The organism is Staphylococcus sp. FSL W8-0271 (genome assembly GCF_038006605.1).
Taxonomy (GTDB): domain Bacteria; phylum Bacillota; class Bacilli; order Staphylococcales; family Staphylococcaceae; genus Staphylococcus; species Staphylococcus cohnii.
The window spans coordinates 930,098-948,361 of the sequence record NZ_JBBOVM010000001.1 but is presented as its reverse complement, the minus strand read 5'-3'; the positions used below and the strand labels follow the sequence as shown (position 1 = coordinate 948,361).

20 protein-coding genes are annotated in these 18,264 nt (G+C 30.4%); 7 read left to right on the top strand and 13 right to left on the bottom strand.

Going from position 1 to position 18,264, the window contains the following annotated elements; translation table 11 throughout:
• Nucleotides 1-45 precede the first annotated feature (45 nt).
• Complete coding sequence (locus tag NST87_RS04610; protein ID WP_040029802.1) at nt 46-1,599, bottom strand: SLC13 family permease; 1,554 nt, start codon at nt 1,597-1,599, stop codon at nt 46-48.
• 131 nt (nt 1,600-1,730) lie between these two features.
• Complete coding sequence (locus NST87_RS04605; protein WP_019469584.1) at nt 1,731-2,813, bottom strand: glycosyl hydrolase family 28-related protein; 1,083 nt, start codon at nt 2,811-2,813, stop codon at nt 1,731-1,733.
• Between the two features lie 135 nt (nt 2,814-2,948).
• On the opposite strand from NST87_RS04605, the gene NST87_RS04600 reads away from it, so the two are divergent.
• The 3 genes from NST87_RS04600 to NST87_RS04590 all read left to right on the top strand — a co-directional run bounded on the left by NST87_RS04600 (nt 2,949) and on the right by NST87_RS04590 (nt 6,013).
• Entirely contained in the window at nt 2,949-3,500 is a 552-nt protein-coding gene (locus tag NST87_RS04600; protein ID WP_019469583.1) for a cysteine hydrolase family protein, read from the top strand.
• A 55-nt stretch (nt 3,501-3,555) separates the two neighbouring features.
• Entirely contained in the window at nt 3,556-4,482 is a 927-nt protein-coding gene (locus NST87_RS04595) for a manganese-dependent inorganic pyrophosphatase (protein WP_019469582.1), read from the top strand.
• 151 nt (nt 4,483-4,633) lie between these two features.
• A complete protein-coding gene (locus tag NST87_RS04590) occupies nt 4,634-6,013 on the top strand; it encodes an aldehyde dehydrogenase (protein WP_019469581.1) in 1,380 nt (459 codons plus the stop codon).
• Between the two features lie 61 nt (nt 6,014-6,074).
• Here NST87_RS04590 and pglS read toward each other — a convergent pair whose 3' ends face one another.
• Nucleotides 6,075-7,112, bottom strand: a complete 1,038-nt coding sequence (pglS, locus tag NST87_RS04585) for a 6-phosphogluconolactonase (RefSeq protein ID WP_019469580.1) — start codon at nt 7,110-7,112, stop codon at nt 6,075-6,077.
• A 314-nt stretch (nt 7,113-7,426) separates the two neighbouring features.
• On the opposite strand from pglS, the gene NST87_RS04580 reads away from it, so the two are divergent.
• On the top strand, nt 7,427-7,852 hold the full coding sequence (locus NST87_RS04580; protein ID WP_019469579.1) for a YolD-like family protein: 426 nt from the start codon (nt 7,427-7,429) through the stop codon (nt 7,850-7,852).
• A 314-nt stretch (nt 7,853-8,166) separates the two neighbouring features.
• On the opposite strand, the gene NST87_RS04575 is transcribed toward NST87_RS04580, so the two are convergent.
• The gene (locus tag NST87_RS04575; protein ID WP_019469577.1) at nt 8,167-8,337 is read right to left on the bottom strand and encodes a hypothetical protein; all 171 of its coding nucleotides are present in this window, start codon (nt 8,335-8,337) and stop codon (nt 8,167-8,169) included.
• A 431-nt stretch (nt 8,338-8,768) separates the two neighbouring features.
• Between NST87_RS04575 and NST87_RS04570 the strand changes: the two genes are divergently transcribed.
• A complete protein-coding gene (locus tag NST87_RS04570; RefSeq protein ID WP_019469576.1) occupies nt 8,769-9,809 on the top strand; it encodes a C45 family autoproteolytic acyltransferase/hydolase in 1,041 nt (346 codons plus the stop codon).
• A gap of 179 nt (nt 9,810-9,988) precedes the next feature.
• On the opposite strand, the gene NST87_RS04565 is transcribed toward NST87_RS04570, so the two are convergent.
• Entirely contained in the window at nt 9,989-10,840 is an 852-nt protein-coding gene (locus NST87_RS04565; RefSeq protein WP_019469575.1) for a DUF4097 family beta strand repeat-containing protein, read from the bottom strand.
• A complete protein-coding gene (locus NST87_RS04560) occupies nt 10,837-11,397 on the bottom strand; it encodes an HAAS signaling domain-containing protein (RefSeq protein ID WP_040029801.1) in 561 nt (186 codons plus the stop codon). The genes NST87_RS04565 and NST87_RS04560 overlap by 4 nt, the downstream gene beginning before the upstream one ends.
• A 425-nt stretch (nt 11,398-11,822) precedes the next feature.
• On the opposite strand from NST87_RS04560, the gene NST87_RS04555 reads away from it, so the two are divergent.
• Nucleotides 11,823-12,383, top strand: a complete 561-nt coding sequence (locus NST87_RS04555) for a thioredoxin family protein (protein WP_040029800.1) — start codon at nt 11,823-11,825, stop codon at nt 12,381-12,383.
• Between the two features lie 71 nt (nt 12,384-12,454).
• Here NST87_RS04555 and pmtD read toward each other — a convergent pair whose 3' ends face one another.
• From pmtD to NST87_RS04520, 7 genes are all read right to left on the bottom strand, one after another.
• Entirely contained in the window at nt 12,455-13,183 is a 729-nt protein-coding gene (pmtD, locus tag NST87_RS04550; protein WP_019469572.1) for a phenol-soluble modulin export ABC transporter permease subunit PmtD, read from the bottom strand.
• Nucleotides 13,183-14,055 (bottom strand): phenol-soluble modulin export ABC transporter ATP-binding protein PmtC, encoded by an 873-nt coding sequence (gene pmtC / locus NST87_RS04545; protein ID WP_019469571.1) that lies wholly within the window; start codon nt 14,053-14,055, stop codon nt 13,183-13,185. Before pmtC ends, pmtD begins: the two co-directional genes overlap by 1 nt.
• An 18-nt stretch (nt 14,056-14,073) precedes the next feature.
• A complete protein-coding gene (gene pmtB / locus NST87_RS04540) occupies nt 14,074-14,736 on the bottom strand; it encodes a phenol-soluble modulin export ABC transporter permease subunit PmtB (RefSeq protein ID WP_019469570.1) in 663 nt (220 codons plus the stop codon).
• A gap of 40 nt (nt 14,737-14,776) precedes the next feature.
• Nucleotides 14,777-15,640: a phenol-soluble modulin export ABC transporter ATP-binding protein PmtA gene (gene pmtA / locus NST87_RS04535; protein ID WP_040029799.1), complete on the bottom strand. Its 864-nt coding sequence runs from the start codon at nt 15,638-15,640 to the stop codon at nt 14,777-14,779.
• Nucleotides 15,637-16,017 (bottom strand): PSM export ABC transporter transcriptional regulator PmtR, encoded by a 381-nt coding sequence (gene pmtR, locus NST87_RS04530; RefSeq protein ID WP_019469568.1) that lies wholly within the window; start codon nt 16,015-16,017, stop codon nt 15,637-15,639. The genes pmtA and pmtR overlap by 4 nt, the downstream gene beginning before the upstream one ends.
• 201 nt (nt 16,018-16,218) lie before the next feature.
• Nucleotides 16,219-16,404, bottom strand: coding sequence for an SE1626 family protein (locus NST87_RS04525; RefSeq protein WP_019469567.1), 186 nt, complete (start codon nt 16,402-16,404; stop codon nt 16,219-16,221).
• 230 nt (nt 16,405-16,634) lie between these two features.
• The gene (locus NST87_RS04520; protein ID WP_019469566.1) at nt 16,635-16,733 is read right to left on the bottom strand and encodes a Trp-rich small protein; all 99 of its coding nucleotides are present in this window, start codon (nt 16,731-16,733) and stop codon (nt 16,635-16,637) included.
• 198 nt (nt 16,734-16,931) lie between these two features.
• On the opposite strand from NST87_RS04520, the gene NST87_RS04515 reads away from it, so the two are divergent.
• On the top strand, nt 16,932-18,224 hold the full coding sequence (locus tag NST87_RS04515) for an aminotransferase class I/II-fold pyridoxal phosphate-dependent enzyme (RefSeq protein ID WP_019469565.1): 1,293 nt from the start codon (nt 16,932-16,934) through the stop codon (nt 18,222-18,224).
• Nucleotides 18,225-18,264 lie beyond the last annotated feature (40 nt).

Genomic DNA, 18,264 nt, shown 5'->3' with positions numbered 1-18,264 from the left:
AGAGCCTGAGACATTTATATGCCTCAGGCTCTATGACGCTTTTAATTATTTTAATGGTAATGGCTTGGTAACATCTATGCCTAATACTGGTGGTACTAAGAAATAAACCACTAACACAATGACAATAATACTCAATATATTGACCCAAAATCCAACTGATGCCATTTTTTTAATACTAATTTTTCCAGTACCAAATACAATAGCATTTGGCGGTGTACCAACCGGTAACATATAAGCACAATTGGCTGCCATAGCAGCCGGCACCATGAGTAGTAACGGATGTACATTAACTGCAACAGAAAGTGTGGCAAGAATAGGTAAAATCATAGTTGCAGTAGCTGTATTCGAAGTTATTTCTGTTAAGAATAACACAAATATTGTGATGACAAGAACGATAATTAATGGACTGACACCTTCGATTAACTTTAATTGTTCCCCTAACCATGTAGCTAAACCACTTTCTGAAATACCTTTAGCAAGTGCTAAACCTCCACCAAACAAAATGAGCACGCCCCATGGCAAGTCCTTGGCAACATTCCAATCAATAATACGTGTATGTTGCGCTTTATTTTTAGCTGGAATTAAGAATAGTAATACAGCTATAAACATTGCAATCGTACCGTCGGCAACTTCTGAGGTGAACGACCAATTTTTCAATAAGAATTCTCTACTAATCCATAATAAGCTTGCCAATATAAAAATTGCTTGTACTACTTTTTCTTCATATTTCATCTTACCTAATTCATCTAATTTTTTTCTAATTAAATTTTGACCGCCTGGCAGTTCTTTCATATCATGTTTAAATGCAACATAACGCAAATATAGCCATACTAAAATCAATAGCACAATGACCGTTGGTACACCAACAACCATCCATTTGGCAAAGCTGATTTCTTCACCAAAAGCTGATTGATATTGTCCTTTTAGAATAATAAGTGGTGGTGTTCCAATCAAAGTTCCTAATCCACCAATTGTTCCTGCATATCCGATAGCTAATACTAATGACTGTTCAAATTTATTGATGCTTTTAGCATTCATTTCTTCCCCTTTTAAATCATTTGCTTCTTTAATAATTGCTAAACCTATCGGTATCATAATCATCACAGCTGCAGTGTTCGAAACAAACATAGATAAAAATCCTGTCGCAATCATAAAACCTAATAAAATTTTTCCAGTACTTGTACCTAAAATACTGATAATTGTTAATGCTACACGTGTATGTAAATTCCATCTTTCCATAGCTATAGCTAGTATGAATCCACCTAAAAATAGGAAGATAATGTCATTCCCATACTGAGCAGATACTTCTTCTGGGCTAAGTACATGACCAATAGGCAATAAAATTAATGGTAATAAACTAGTTGCTGCAATTGGTATTGCTTCCGTAATCCACCAAATAGCTATCCAAATTGTAATTGCTAACACAAAAACACCCTTATAAGATAAATTTTCAGGTTGAAAAGTTAACAATGTCAAAATAAATAGTAGTGGCCCTAAAATCAATCCTGTCAGTTGTCCTGCATTATAAGACTTATTTTTTTCAGAAAAAAATGTTAAATAATGCGAACGTCTAAATTCCCCTTTGTTCGTGTTAGTCATAATGTTCCCCCCGATTTTAGTTGTTTTCTGAATTTTCTTACATTATTACTCTTTAAGATAATATAATTTCAATTAAATTACAATATGTTTTATATTGTGTTTTAATTCAGAACTACTAAAATAAAGAATCATTATTTTATGTTTATTTTTTTAATGTTTATATTTTTTTCATCTGATAGATACAAATTTTCTATATCTTTTAAATAAAGTCTTTGATGTTTATTATCAAAATGATTCTGTGCAATAAATATATTATTGTGTTTTACGTTATGGTAACTTTGCACTCGAATTGCATCTTTAGACATATGACCAACAAAATGATTTTGGTAAATATACAAATTACTTCCAGATTGTGTTGTTCTCACCTTACCTGTAAGGTCTTGCGCATTTTTACCATCTTTCACTGCTAAAAACCGAATACCACCTCCACAATTTTTAAATATATTATCGTGAATAAAAGTATCTTTTGATTTTAAAGGTGTCAGTGCATATTGGTTTATACCTTCAAACGTATTAAAACGAATGTGTATGTTTTCATAAAATTGATTAAATCTACTCGCGTGAGATCCTATTGCTCTATTCCACGCACCCATTGTAGGTGTTTTAGAATTTCCAAAATAACAATTTTCAATCACTACATTTTTAGTTATCGTACCATCCGTTGCACCGAATTTTGGAAAAGCACCTTTTACTTGTATATCAATTTGTACCGCTTCTGAAAACAATCTTTCCCCTTTGTCATCTTTAAATCCTAAAAATTGGCATCCATTGATATATAATCCATTGATGCCACATGCATCTATGGCATGACCTCCAACAACATCTTTGAATGTTACGTCTAAAATTTGAATATTTTGAGCATGGCCCATGCACATTGCTGTATTGTTATATGGATAATTATAACCATTCATATCCAGTGTGCCACCAGCAATACAGATTGCACCATTACCTTCGTATCCATAATAAGATTTCAACCATCTACCGTTTTTTAATAAAGTATCTTTACCTACTCTTTTTAATACTGCTTCATCATCCAATATCAAAGTAGTTGAGTCATATATTACCAACGGTCTACGTATATGATACTCTCCTTTAGGAATATAAATTGTTGTGTTTTTGTGGTCTCTAGCATATTTCAATGCTTTTTGAATCGCACGTGTATCTGCCCATTTATGCTTACCTTTTAATCCAAATTGCATTGCATTAATGATCATTAGCAACTCTTCCTCCTTACTTAATACTTTATAATAAACTAATATTTAGTTTTTAAACGCTTTAAATGCACCTTTAATGATTTATGTACTTAGTATATAATAACTATAATCTTAATTTTGGGAGTGTTACATTAGATGAAAAATAGTGCGCTTATTATTGTTGACTATTCAAATGATTTTGTTGCTGATAATGGCAAATTAACTTGTGGCCTTCCTGGTCAACAAATTGAAAATTATATTGTTGAAAGAATTGAAGTATATAATAAAAAACAGGCTAATATCTTTTTTCTTATGGATTTACATTATGAAGAAAATAGCTATCATCCAGAAAACAAACTTTTCCCACCACATAATATAATAGACACCACTGGAAGAGAACTCTACGGTAAAGTGAATGATATTTATCAGAATATCTTATTTAATGATCATGTTCATTATTTAGATAAAACGCGTTATGATTCATTTTGTGGTACACCTTTAGATATTATGTTACGCGAACGTAACATTACTCATTTGGAAATTGTCGGTGTATGTACAGACATTTGTGTACTTCACACTGCTATCACTGCCTACAATTTGGGATATACTATTTCAATTTCTCATAAGGGTGTTGCCTCATTTAATCCAACAGGACATCAATGGGCATTAGATCATTTTAAAAATTCATTAGGTGCTGAAGTAGAATAACAATAGAAAATCATGATAAAATAAAATTAAATAAAAAATTAAGGAGAATTAAAACATGGCAAAAACTTATATTTTCGGTCATAAAAATCCAGATACAGATGCAATTTCATCAGCTATTATTATGGCAGACTTTGAACAACAAACAGGAAATACAGAGGCAACACCTTATCGTTTGGGTGAGGTAGGACCTGAGACTCAATATGCATTAGATCATTTTAATGTAGACACACCAGAATTACTTAGTGATGATTTAAATAATCAAAATGTTATTTTAGTTGACCATAATGAATTCCAACAAAGTGCTGATACGATTGACAAGTCATCAATTCAACATGTCGTTGATCATCATAGAATTTCAAACTTTGAAACTGCAGCACCATTGTATTATCGCGCAGAGCCAGTAGGTTGTACTGCAACAATCTTATACAAAATGTACAAAGAACGCGGATTTGAAATCAAACCTGAAATTGCTGGTTTAATGATTTCTGCTATCATTTCAGATAGCCTACTATTTAAATCACCAACTTGTACACAACAAGATATTGACGCTGCTGAAGCTTTAAAATCAATTGCAGACATTGACTTAGAATCCTATGGTCTAGAAATGTTAAAAGCAGGTGCATCTACAACAGATAAAACTGCATCTGAACTGTTAAATATGGATGCGAAATCATTTAATATGGGTGACTATATTACACGTATTGGTCAAGTTAATACTGTAGATATTGATGAAGTATTCCAACGTCAAGAAGAGTTAGAAAAAGAAATGTTAGAAGTGAGTACAAACGAAAAATATGATTTATTTGTATTGCTTGTAACTGATATCATTAACAGTAACTCTAAGATTTTAGTCGTTGGTGCTGAAAAAGATAAAGTAGGCAATGCATTCAATGTTCAACTAGACAACAATACTGCATTTTTACCAGGTGTTGTATCTCGTAAAAAACAAGTTGTACCACAAATTACAGAAGCTTTAAGTTAATTTCATACTTTATCAATATATAACGCTATAATAATAAAAACTTAAATAGTTTACTATATAGAAAAACTGGAACATAATAATAATTATGTTCCAGTTTTTTATCCATCATTTTAAACTATCTAAATCACCAATATACTAGGAGGAATAATATTTGAATTCAATAGAACAATCTTTCCACAATAGTAAACAATATTTTAATACTCATGAAACCAAATCACTTAAATTCAGAAAAAAGCAACTCAAACAATTAAGTAAGAGTATTAAAAACTATGAAAGTGAATTACTTGAAGCTTTTCAAAAAGATTTAGGTAAAAATAAAGTAGAAGCCTATGCAACTGAGATTGGCTTTACATTAAAAAATATTAAATCAGCTCGTAAAGAGCTTAAAAATTGGGCGAAAACCAAACAAGTAAACACACCATTATTCATGTTCCCTACTAAAAGCTACATTATGAAAGAACCTTATGGCACAGTACTCATTATCGGACCTTTTAACTATCCATTCCAATTGTTAATAGAACCGTTAATTGGTGCAATTGCTGCAGGGAATACTGTGATACTAAAGCCTTCTGAGTTCACACCTAATGTATCTGGTGTCATACAGCAAATCATTGCCGATGCATTTGATCCTGAATACATTAATATCATTCAAGGAAATGCTGATACAACTCAAACTTTACTTCAATTTCCTTTTGATTATATTTTCTTTACAGGTAGTGAACAAGTTGGACGCGTTGTTTATAATGCAGCAAGTAAAAACTTAACACCAGTAACTTTAGAGCTAGGTGGAAAGTCACCTACAATCATTGATGAGAGTGCAAATATTAAAGTTGCAAGTGAACGTATTTGTTTTGGTAAGTTTACAAATGCTGGGCAAACTTGTGTTGCACCGGATTACTTACTTGTAAACCGCAAAGTTAAAGATGAACTCATCAGTGCATTAAAAAAGACAATCACTGAATTTTATGGCACAAACATTCAAGATAGTCCGGACTATGGACGAATTGTAAACAAAAAACATTATCATCGTTTAAACGAATTATTAAATATTCATCACCCTGAAATTACTTTTGGTGGTCAAACTGACATTGATGAAAATTTTATTGCACCTACTATTATAGAAGGTACGACTTTCGATTCAAAAATTATGGAAAATGAGATTTTCGGCCCAATTTTACCTATTATAACTTATGATGATTTTGACGAAGCAATTGATTTAATACGTACTAAACCTAAACCACTAAGCCTTTATTTATTTAGTGAAGATGAAAATAGTTCAGAGAGAATATTAAATGAATTATCATTTGGTGGCGGTGCAATCAATGATACCCTTATGCATTTAGCAAATCCTAACTTACCTTTTGGCGGTGTTGGTGCTTCCGGTATAGGAAAATATCATGGAAAATACTCATTTGATACTTTTAGTCATGATAAATCTTATATTTTCAAATCTACAAGACTTGAATCAAGCCTACTGTTCCCTCCTTATAAAGGAAAATTTAAATATATTAAAGCATTTTTCAACAAATAGTATTTTGATATATTAAAGCCCGAAAACTTAGTATAGTTTCCGGGCTTTTTATCATTTATTTTTATTTTAAGAACTGAACACAAACACCTTCTGGCGCATTTTGTGATTCATCTGATTTCTCTAATTTTCCAGTAACTTTATCTCGCTTAAATACAACTACTTCATAATTACCTTCTTGGTGAGCACAAACTAAGAAATCATCTGATTCAGTAATATTAAAATCACGTGGAAATGCTCCTCCGCTCGCGACTATATCTACAAGTGAAATTGTTGATCCATTGTCTCCAACTTTAAATATAGCAATACTATCATGTCCTCTATTGCTGATATATAGGAATTTTTGATCATGAGATAATCTTACTGCAGCTAATTTTGTTGCACCTTCAAAATTTTCGGGTATTGTTGCATGGCGTTCAATTTCTGAGAATTCACCATTTTCATATGCCATGACACTTACAATATTTGATAATTCATGTACAACATAAGCAATTTTGCCATTTTCATGGAATGAAATATGTCGTGGCCCATCTCCAGGCTCAAAATCATATACAGCATATTCACTGTAGCCATTATCTCCAAATTCATACGTCACAATCTTGTCAGTCCCTAAATCCATGGCTACCACATATTTTTCATCTGGCGTTATACCAAGGTAATGGACATGAGGCTGTTCTTGTCTTTCTAAAGGGCCTGTTGGATAATCATGTGCTAACTCTTGGATTAAACGAATAACTTCACCAGTAGTCGGATTCGCTTCATAAATACGAGCCAGTCCTGCACCATAAACTGCCTCAAAAATATATTTTCCATCTGGTGAAACTGAAACATAACATCCACTACCTTTTGTTGAAGCTAAACATTTATTAATAAGGCTAAGTTTGCTATCTTTTTCTATTTTAAAACTTGCGATACCACAGTTTTCACCTTCACGTGTGACAGCATATAAAAATGAATGATGCTGATTCACGTATGTTGATGCTTCTAATTCATACCCCGTTTCTATCTCGACAACCGTTCCTGTTTGTTCATCTAATTCAAAACGGTAAATGCCCTTCCCCTCTTTTTTCGTATATGAACCGATATATCCTACTGTAGTCATGTAAACCCCTCCATATTATGATACTTTCATTTTAATAAATATTAATACTAAATGACAATATAATGGTTTTAGCGTTAATACGCCGTTTATAAATATTCCTATTGAAACTTGTATGACATAAATATATTTTCCTTTTATGAAACTGATTTATCTTAATTAAACTTATCATTTTCTAGCTTTCATTTTAATTATTATCTATTTTCTATTATAAGATAACTAAGTTTTCAAACATTGGAATCCACATTCTATTAAATATTGAAAAATAACTTGCAATAATACGAACAAGTGTTCTATTATTAAGTTGAGGTGATTGGATGTGTTCAAGTAAATATAATAATAAAGAGACTGATTACAGAAAAATACCTAGAGAAAAATTAAATCCTAATATTCCACAAGGGCGTGGTATGGTTAAATGGGCTCCTTTTGCAACGTTACCCGAACAATTTGAGGCAGTACAACAACATATCATTGATCAAAATAAAATTGACCGTCCTATTTTATCAGACGATCAATTAAATGAACTCAATATCCAACTACATCAAGCACTACATGCGAATACACCAGTGAGTATCGAATACTATAAGAATGGTTGGTTAGAATATATCACATTGGAAATTAAGAATATTGATATGCTTCATATGTATTTAGAAGGATATCCACTTGCTACTCCAAACACAATAAAATTATCGCTTTTTGATATCACAAGTATAAATCTAAAGCACCAGCCAAAGTCGTATTAAAAGTCAATTATTGGGTGCATTTAATTCCTAGTCTTTCGACTGCATAAACCACCGTAACATCTGCATCCTGCAGCTCTCTTGTTTTAGGTTCGCAGTCTTTCGACTGCATAAGCCTCCGTAACATCTGCATTCTGCAGCTCTCTTGTTTTAGGTTCGCAGTCTTTCGACTGCATAAGCCTCCGTAACATCTGCATTCTGCAGCTCTCTTGTTTTAGGTTCGCAGTCTTTCGACTGCATAAGCCTCCGTACATCTGCATTCTGCAGATGTACGGAGGCTAAAAAAAATAGAACACTCAAAAGTGTTCTATCAATAATTAATTATTAGATTCGATGTCTGAAACGATTTCTTTTGTTTTATTTTCGATATCTTCAAAGTCTTTTTTGAAAATATAAGCAAATACAACAGCACCTATTCCTGCTGCTAACGATACAGTAAGAATTGTACCGAATACAAATTTAAATAAACCTTTAATAAAATTCCACATTCTGTTTCACCTCAATAATTTATTAACATGTCTAACATTAATGATAGCATACTTAAAGACATCAATAAATATCTACCCTTTTTCAAATAAATTATTCTTAACATTCATAATATAAAATTACATTATGAATGTACTAAATAACTATTATACCCTAATATAGTTTGAAAAGAACTGGAATATTAATAACCATTTGAAGTAAACATGATACTACTATAAAATAATTATTAGATACTAATTCCCCCACCAAGTTGACAGAGCATCTCTTAATTGTCCATAGTAATTTAACATAATCATCACCTCATTCAACTAAATTAAGCTTTAGTTTTAAAAGTTAATTTTATGATAACTTCCACACAACAGTAATACAATTAACATGACGTTACAATGAGATAACATTATTGTAAGGTTACACTTAACATAGGAGTTTTTTTATGCAAAAAGTACAATCAGATATTTTAACACATCGAGGATCACATTTTGATTTAGGCATCAAAACTGCTCAATGGATGCAACAAACGCCAATGCTAAAAAATAGAGAAAAAGAATGGAAAAAGCGTATGCCTAGATTTGATATAAATATTAAAGAAACATATGATATTTTCCAAATATACGCACCACAAATTTGGGAAGAAATAAAAGGTATGCAAGAGGTCTTAAACCTTCCTACCAAACAAATGATACTAAACTTCGGGCATTATCGTTTTACACCATTAAAAAATAGCGGTTGCACTGTATTTTTAGGAAATGATTACATGGTACGCAACTACGATTATCATCCTGCCACTTATGATGGTCGATATTTATTATTTCAACCAAATGATGGTGGTTTAGCACAGATTGGCCCAACCTCACGTGTAACTGGAAGAATGGATGGAATGAACGAAGCTGGTCTTTCTATGGGTTACAATTTCATGCATCGTAAACATCCTGGTGATGGTTTTGTATGTTACATGATTGGCAGAATTATTTTGCAGTATTGTAAAACTGTACCAGAAGCAATTCAATTGTTAAAAGAAATCCCACATAGAAGTTCGTTTAGTTACATTGTTATGGATAAAAACCTAGAACATGCAATCATTGAAGTTACACCTCGTTCGATTAATGTGCGTTATGACCAAACTTGTACGAATCACTTTAAATTATTAACACATGAAAATAGAAATTATACAGCAGAATCAGAAGCGCGTTTAGAACGGCTTATTAAGCATAAACCGACACACTTAAATAAAGCAGAGGCCTTCAAGCTATTTAATAATCCACAGTATAAAATTTACAGTAAATTATTTAAAAGTTGGTCAGGAACAATACATACAAGTATGTATGAACCACAAAGTTTAACTGCACATATTGCAATCGGGGAAAATAATCATCCGACCATAATAAACTTTACAGATTGGCTTAATGGGCAAGCTTTATCAACAGATACACTTTTTGGTCATTTAGATACCGAGTTAACTTTTGCAACATATTAAACTATATTAAAAAAGTGGGACGATGAAACCTAATTTTATTAAAAAGATTTCATCGCCCCATAACAATAAAGATGACTAGGATCGAAAAAAGTATAAAATGATTACTTGAGCTGAAGTTCATTAATCCCCTAACAACAAGCACGAATCAGGGACGAGTCGAATCAATGATGTCTCAATAATTAATCAATCACTATATCCCCATCAGTAGTATATAGCTCTAAAATGTTATCCCCATTTCCAACTTTTTCATTCTTAAAATGCTTATTATTAACTTTTTTATCACCATGAAATGGATATAACTTAAGAAGTGTGTTTTTCGGAGCGTTTTTATAACTAATATTAATATCTCCTTTTTTAGCAGATGCTTTAAAATTAGAATTGATGTCAGTTTCAGATAATCTTATAGTTCCCTTATTTACTAATAACACTGAATCTTGAATAAGCGTATTTTCACCCGTTATTCTAGCATTTTCAGTTTCAATATTAGCCTTATTTATTTCACTTTCTTTAAACGTAATAGCTGAATTTAATCCTTTATATTTTAACTTTCCAAACTTCGATTCATTTAAAAACACTTTACCGCCATTTTTATGTTTTTTTGACAAATCTGCATCATTTACATTTAATTGTTTAACAATTATAGTATTATATTTACTTGATACATGTAGCTTATTTAATTTTTTTTCAGGTAAAGTGATAATTAAGTTATCCTCAAAATTTCTAAATGGATTGTAATTTAAACCATAATGGTTTTCTAGTTTTTCAGTCTCTTTAACCTTCAACGTTTTATCATTATTGTTTATATCAAGATTTCTCTTACCTTTATATCTCACTGACGTTTTATCTCCAGATTTAATTAAAACTTTACAATTTTCAGTTAAGACATCTAAATTATTAATATCTTTAGAATCCAATACTTTATTAACACTATTTAATTTTTCATTTTGTTTTTCAAAACCGAACCATGTAACACTTCCTAAAAGAAAGCATGTTATAAATAAAGTTAGCCCACCTAAAAATAACCGCTTCATAAATCTACACTTCCTTTAATTGTTCGGATATTCCATCTTAAGTATTTTAAAATTAAACGATAGACAAGTTGTGCTAATTTAGCAATAATTACAAATAAAACAATACCTAATCCTGTAAAAGAAAAAGCAAAAAAGTAATTACTTATCGCGAGGCTGATCATATGATTCAATAATCCATGAACAATTAACAATACAGGGCTAATAGTTAAGAAAAACGCAACGAGCAATAATGCACACATAAACACTGCTAATATAACCATGGGTATCAAAATAATAATTAATGACAAAATCCCCATACCTAAAGAAGCCATAATTGCTCTGACAATATTTTTAGTATTTGGCCTATATTCGGCAGATACAATAGCATTTTTTGCCATTATCTGTTTAGCAATCTGCTTGGGCGATTCTAAAGCTCCAATGATTTGGTATTCATTTTTGCCATTATTTTCTTGTTCAAAAAAATATTGTTCATATTCATACATCACTTTGTCTCGTTCGTTTCGAGGTAGGTTTTCTAATTCTTGTTCTAACGCATTTAAAAATGTGATTTTATCCAAGTTATCTACCGCCATTCAAATTTTAGGATTTAATCAATTTCTATTTCAATTCAAAAATGGCAAACCACTGCAGAGTGTCATTACCAAATTTAGTTACTATATATTTCAACGCTCTATATTTCATCATTTCTATGTACAATAAACACTTATATATATATTTAGTTATCCAAATATAACTTACAAAAGTTCAATGATTATATATAATAAATTAATGTTTAAATATTATTAGTTAAAAAACGGATATCAAAAAGTTATGTAACTTAATGTTGTTTTACACTATTCATACTAAATCAATATAGCATAAACATTTAGTATTTTCATTTAAAACAAATATTAAAACTTATTACTTTTCTAAGTATTAAAAATTTTCTTTCATTTAAAATTGTTGGTATAATAATAGCTAATAAATTAAAGGGGGAAAAATAATGACAAGTTTAGAAACTTATTTCAAAAACAGTCAACCACTTGATCAGTACATTGAGGATATGACTGAAAACCAAGAAAATCTACTAACAATTTATAAATCATTCTCACTTCCTCAAGATGATGAACGTCTTGAAAAAATCAAATCTTTACCTTACAGTAAAGTGCTTGTAATAACGGAAGATTGGTGTGGAGATGCTATGATGAACCTTCCTATTCTAAAGCATATAAGCGAAGAACTACACTTGGAAGTCAAAGTATTCCATCGTGATGAAAATACAGATTTAATAGACCAATACTTAACAAATGGCACAGCTAGATCCATTCCAATATTTGTTTTCCTAAATGATGACTTTGAACAACAAACTGTTTGGGGCCCTCGTGCTAGACAAGTCCAAAACTTTGTAGATGAAACGCGTTCAAAGTTACCTGAAAAAGACGATCCTACATTTAATGATAAATCTGCAGAAACACATACAATTATTGCAAATCGTTACAAAACAGACTCACAAATGTGGAAGCATGTTTACGACTCAATCTTAGATAAATTAATCACTAAATAATTAAACACGTATGAATTGGATTAGCTTTACTACAATTCATACGTGTTTTTATTGAAGTTAAATTTCTACTATTAAATATCTTTTTTAGATGCATAGAATAGATTAATAATAAATAAAATAACAATTGAAGCTGAGGTAATAAACCATTGCCAATTACTGAATGTATAATCTCCAGAAGTCGTTTTAGATGTTAAATAACTAAATGGAATATATTTTAATGAGTCTTGTATATTATCTCCAATTTTTGGAATCATTGGTAAGAAAGGCTCTGCAAAAGGCACAATCAATACTAAGAAAATTCCTAATGTGAAAATAAGTGCTGTTTTAGGTACTACTAATGCAAATAAATATAATAGTAATCCAAAGAATAGATGGAACATTAAGAAAAACCATAGTAATTCAAAAATTTTATCAGTTTTAATATTTTCACCGTCTACAATACCCTGAACAATTAAAACAAATGCAACAAGAATTGCTGTTATTAATATGGCAATTAATATAATAGAAACAACTTTTGCAACAACATAACCTACACGACTTGATGTTTTATTCATATATAATTGAATCGTACCTTGTGAAATATCACGTGTGATTGTTTTTATTACAAAAAGTAGCCCCATAATAGAAAAGAACCAACTACCTATTGAAAGTAATGTGTTACCGTTCATTTCATCAGATTGTTGAACAAATAAAATTGTAAATCCAATCATTGGTAAAATAGTCAATAATAATGCTAAGTAAGTTAAAGGACTTTTAAAAATACTAATTAAGTCATATTTTACAAGTTGAATACTGTTCATTATTGGCCACCTTTCTGATTGATATTGAAGTACGTATCACGTAAAGAACTTTTGCGCGTTTCAATAAACTCAGGGAAAATTTCTTTACTTGCTAGTCCTTTTAATATATCTTTATAGTTTTTTTGAGCCTTTAATATAACTTCTCCTGTCTCTCTTTGAGACTGTATTACATCAAAGTGTTCATTTAAATAAGCTAATCCTGCTTCAAAGTCAGCCGCTTCAAGATTCAATACTGTAGAATCTGTTGGGGCGCCTTCTTTCATATCAACATCTTGCACAAATGTACCATCTCTTAAAAAGACTGCTCTATCACAAATTAATTCTATATCCTCAAGTTTATGACTAGAAATCAAAATTTTCATATCTAATTCCTGAACAAGCGATTGTATCGTTTTTAAAACGTCAATTGAGCCATCAGGATCCATTCCATTTGTCGGTTCATCTAATATTAAATATTTAGGTTTATTCATTAAAGAAACTGCAATGGCTAACTTTTGTTTCATTCCCATTGAATATTTTTTAATTTTCTTTTTAATATAACTACGCATTCCAAATGCATCAATAATTTGATCAGCATACTTTTTATCAAATCCTTTTCCTAACACATTTGCAAAAAGTTTCAAGTTATATAAACCAGATTTATTATCATATAGTTTCGGGTGTTCTATTAAATAGCCTACATTTTCTTTATTACTTAATTGAACTTCACCTTTATAATTTACAATGTTGCCATTCATCACTTTCATTAAAGTGGTTTTACCCACCCCGTTTTTACCTATTAAACCAACAATTTGACTATGGCCAAAATCAAAATCAATATGATCTAATACATTATTATTACCATATGTTTTAGTAATTTGTTTTAACTGCATAATGCGCCTCCTTTAAAGTTAACTTAGCTTTTTATATTGAATGATATAATTTACTCCTAAAAATACAACACTTAACAATAAGAAGCCATAGTTAAAGAAATCTTTAAAATATCTTAAATGTTCAAAATCATAATCAAATAGTAAAGAACAACCAATAATGATAATTGCAATGATAAAAGGTAAGAAAATTAACATTCCTAACACATAAGGAATAAATGAAATATATTCTGCCTTTTGTTCTATAAACCGCTTAAAACCTAATGGTATCGCGAAGAGATTAATGGCAATATAAGAAAATGGCAATGTGAAGTTAATATTAATTGTATTACTTGAATAGTTATCATTGGATATGCCATATAAAGATAAAATACCTGCACCAACCAAAGTAAATACCAAAACAGTTATATAGTTCGCATTTAGTAAAGATAATTTAGAAACCGGTAAACTAGCAAAAAAATCATATGACTGTTTATATCCTAACTTTTTATTAAATCTAAAAACATGTCCTGAATCCAACACTGAAATAACTACTAGTACCATAACTAGGGCAGAATAAAGCACTTTATTTATCAATGTGTCATGATTCAAAATTAATTGTAAAGGGGAAATAATCAGTAAAACTGAATATAAAACAATCGTCCATTTGCGTAACTTAAGGTTTCGAATAAGTAAATTTTTCATCTTATACCTCCCGCATTATTAATTATTAGAAAGCCCCAAATCATTCTTTGGAGTTCCCTTTTTCGAGGTAAACCATTAAGTCTTCAATTGTTGGACTCGTGATTGCAACAGCATTACCAAATATTTCATAGAACACATTAGCCTGTGTGGTTAATGCAGTATAACCAGTTTTATTAATTTCAAAATATTGAGTTAAATGCTTTAATTCTTCATCAATTTGGTTGGAATCACCTTTGACAATTTTAAATTGAGTTAAAAGATGATCTAAAAAGTCATTTAAAACAACTTCGCCATCCTTAATATAAACTAAATAATCAGCTATTTTCTCCAAATCAGAAATAATATGAGTAGATAAAAAAACAGTCTTTCTTTCATCAATAAGTTCTTTTTGAATGATATCTAAAACTTCATTTCTAATAATAGGATCTAAACCCGAAGTAGGTTCATCTAAAATAAAAAGTTCAGCTTGATGACTAAATGCGATTGCAATGGATAACTTCATCTTCATTCCCGTTGAGAATGTTTTAATCTTTTTATTGAAAGGCAAATCAAATAATCCAACATAATGTTCAAAAACATCATGGTTCCAATAACTATAAAATGGTGCAATATAATTTTCGATTTTTTTAATGGTCCATTTATCATTAAGATATAATTCCGAATAAATAAAACCAATTTTATCTTTTATTGCTACAGCGTTATTTTTCATTTTTTGATTGAAAATTAATATTTCACCATTATTGGGCTCAATTAAATCCATAATTAACCTAATGATTGTAGTTTTGCCAACGCCATTTGCACCAATGAAACCTGTTACAAAACCTTGAGGAACTTCAAATGAAATATCATTTAATTGAAATTCTTTATATTGATAGTTAATATTTTTCAATTCTATAGCATTCATTCGTCGTCCTCCTCATAAATCAACGATAAAATTTCTTGTAACTCAGATAAAGTCATACCAATGGTCTTGGCTTCTTTACTCATTGATTTGGCTAAGGACTCGATAACTATAAATTGTTTTTCTTTTAAAATTGAACTATCCTGTTCCTTCACAAATGTACCTTTTCCTCTTATAGTAAAAACAAAACCATCTTTTTCTAAATCTTCGTAAGCACGTTTTGTCGTAATCACACTAACACTTAAATCTTGTGCCAGTTCTCTCATTGATGGCAAATGTTCTCCAGGAGTAACGTGTCCTTTTAAAATGTTCTCTTTTACTTGTTGTTTGATTTGTTCATAAATCGGTCTTTCACTACTGTTTTTTAAAAGTATTTTCATTAACGTCCTCCTTTATAACTGTACATACACAATATATACAATATATACACACTTGTAAAGTCAAATTTTCATTTTAACTAAAAAATTTTGAGCTAAAATAAGTGCAAATAACTATACTATCTGAAATAAAAAAGGCTAACCCACATAAAATGGTCAGCCTTATACCTAGTATGAAAGAGATACATGTCTATCTCTTACTACTTATTTCTTTTGATTATTTTTTTTGCGTCTATCATTACTTCTATTTATAAATGCACAAATCATAAACATAATTGCTGCAATTAATAATTTTATGCCTGAATTTTCATGTCCAGTAGCTTGTAAATAGTAACCAACGACAAATAATACAATAGCAATAATCACAAATATTTTTGTTAAATGTTTCACTATACTCACCTCAAATAATTACATTGTATCAAAATTTACTCACAATTTCTAAAACTCATTCATACTATTCTAATTTTGAAATTATCTTATTATTAATTTGCATTACACGCAATAGAATATATTGTTTGCAGTTTATACTTAGCGGTGCTAAAATATAATTGTATCCACGAATTATACTACACAACCCCAAGTCTGATAGCGCAGACTTGGGGTTTTTTGTGTAAGGCCACCTATTTGTCTTTCCACTTATTTTCTAACCAAACACGGAATACAACAAGTAAGCCACCTGTTATTAAAGTTACTAAAATTTCTTGCCACCACGTAACCATACTACACCCCCCACAAAAAAAGTACCATGTAGGATTTTGATGGCCTATCTATATTCTAACATAAAACAGAACACATGTTCGTATAAAATGACCTTAAATTTATATTTTTCTTATAAAATGTTTGCAACGCTTTAATTTTAACTGATTTCAAGATAATATAGTTATATCATTTAAAAAGTAAAGAGAGGTTAACAAACTATGAATCCTTTAGCTTTAGATTTAAACGAACAATTATCTAAATCCAATCCAGAAATTGCAGATATGCTTTCTGATTTAGGCAAATTAATGTATTATCCAAAAGGCATTTTATCACAATCTGCAGAAGCGAAAGCTACTAAGTATAATGCCACAATTGGTATGGCAACATATAAAGATAGTAAAATGTATGCTGAAACGTTAAATGATATGTTCAATCATTTAGAACCAAATGACATCTTTCCGTACGCACCTCCTCAAGGTTTAGAAGCACTTCGTGATTTATGGCAACAAAAAATGTTGAAAGACAATCCTGATTTAACTGCGAACCACATGACAAGACCTATTGTTACGAATGCTTTGACACACGGTCTATCTATTGTAGGGGATATGTTTGTTGATAGCGGAGACACAATTTTACTACCATCACATAATTGGGGTAACTATAAATTAGTATATAGTACAAGACATAGTGCTGAAATTGAAACATATGATATCTTCGATGAACAAGGACATTTTACCACTGAACAGCTTGTTCATACTTTAGAACAATATAACAAAGATAAAGTTATTTTAATCCTAAATTACCCTAATAATCCAACTGGTTACACGCCTACTAAAGATGAAGTAGCCGTTATTGTCGATGCCATCAAATCACTTGCAGAGCGTGGTACCAATGTTATTGCATTAATAGATGACGCTTATTATGGTTTATTCTATGAAGATGTTTACACGCAATCTTTATTTACTGCATTAACAAATTTACATTTACCTCATTTATTACCTATCCGTTTAGATGGGGCTACTAAAGAATTCTTTGCATGGGGATTACGCGTAGGATTTATCAGTTTTGGTGTTAACGACCCTATTACAAAGCAAGTCTTAGAAGCCAAAGTAAAAGGTTTAATTAGAAGTAATATTTCTAGTGGACCTATGCCCTCTCAAAGCGCAGTTAAATATGTACTTGAAAACCATGATCAATTTGATAAAGAAATTCAAAAGAATATTGAGACATTAAATGCAAGATACCAAATTACAAAATCTGTTGTTTATGACGAAAAATATTCAACATATTGGCAACCTTATGATTTTAACTCTGGATACTTTATGGCGCTTAAAGTTAAAAATGTTAATCCAGAACAATTGCGTAAGCATTTAATTGAAAATTACTCTATTGGTGTAATTGCATTAAATGATTCTGACATTAGAATTGCTTTTAGTTGTGTAGAAAAAGATGATATCCCTCATGTCTTTGATTCAATAGCTAAAGCCATTTCTGATTTACAAAATGTATAAAAAAAAGATGAAATTGCTGTTCATAGCAATTTCATCTTTT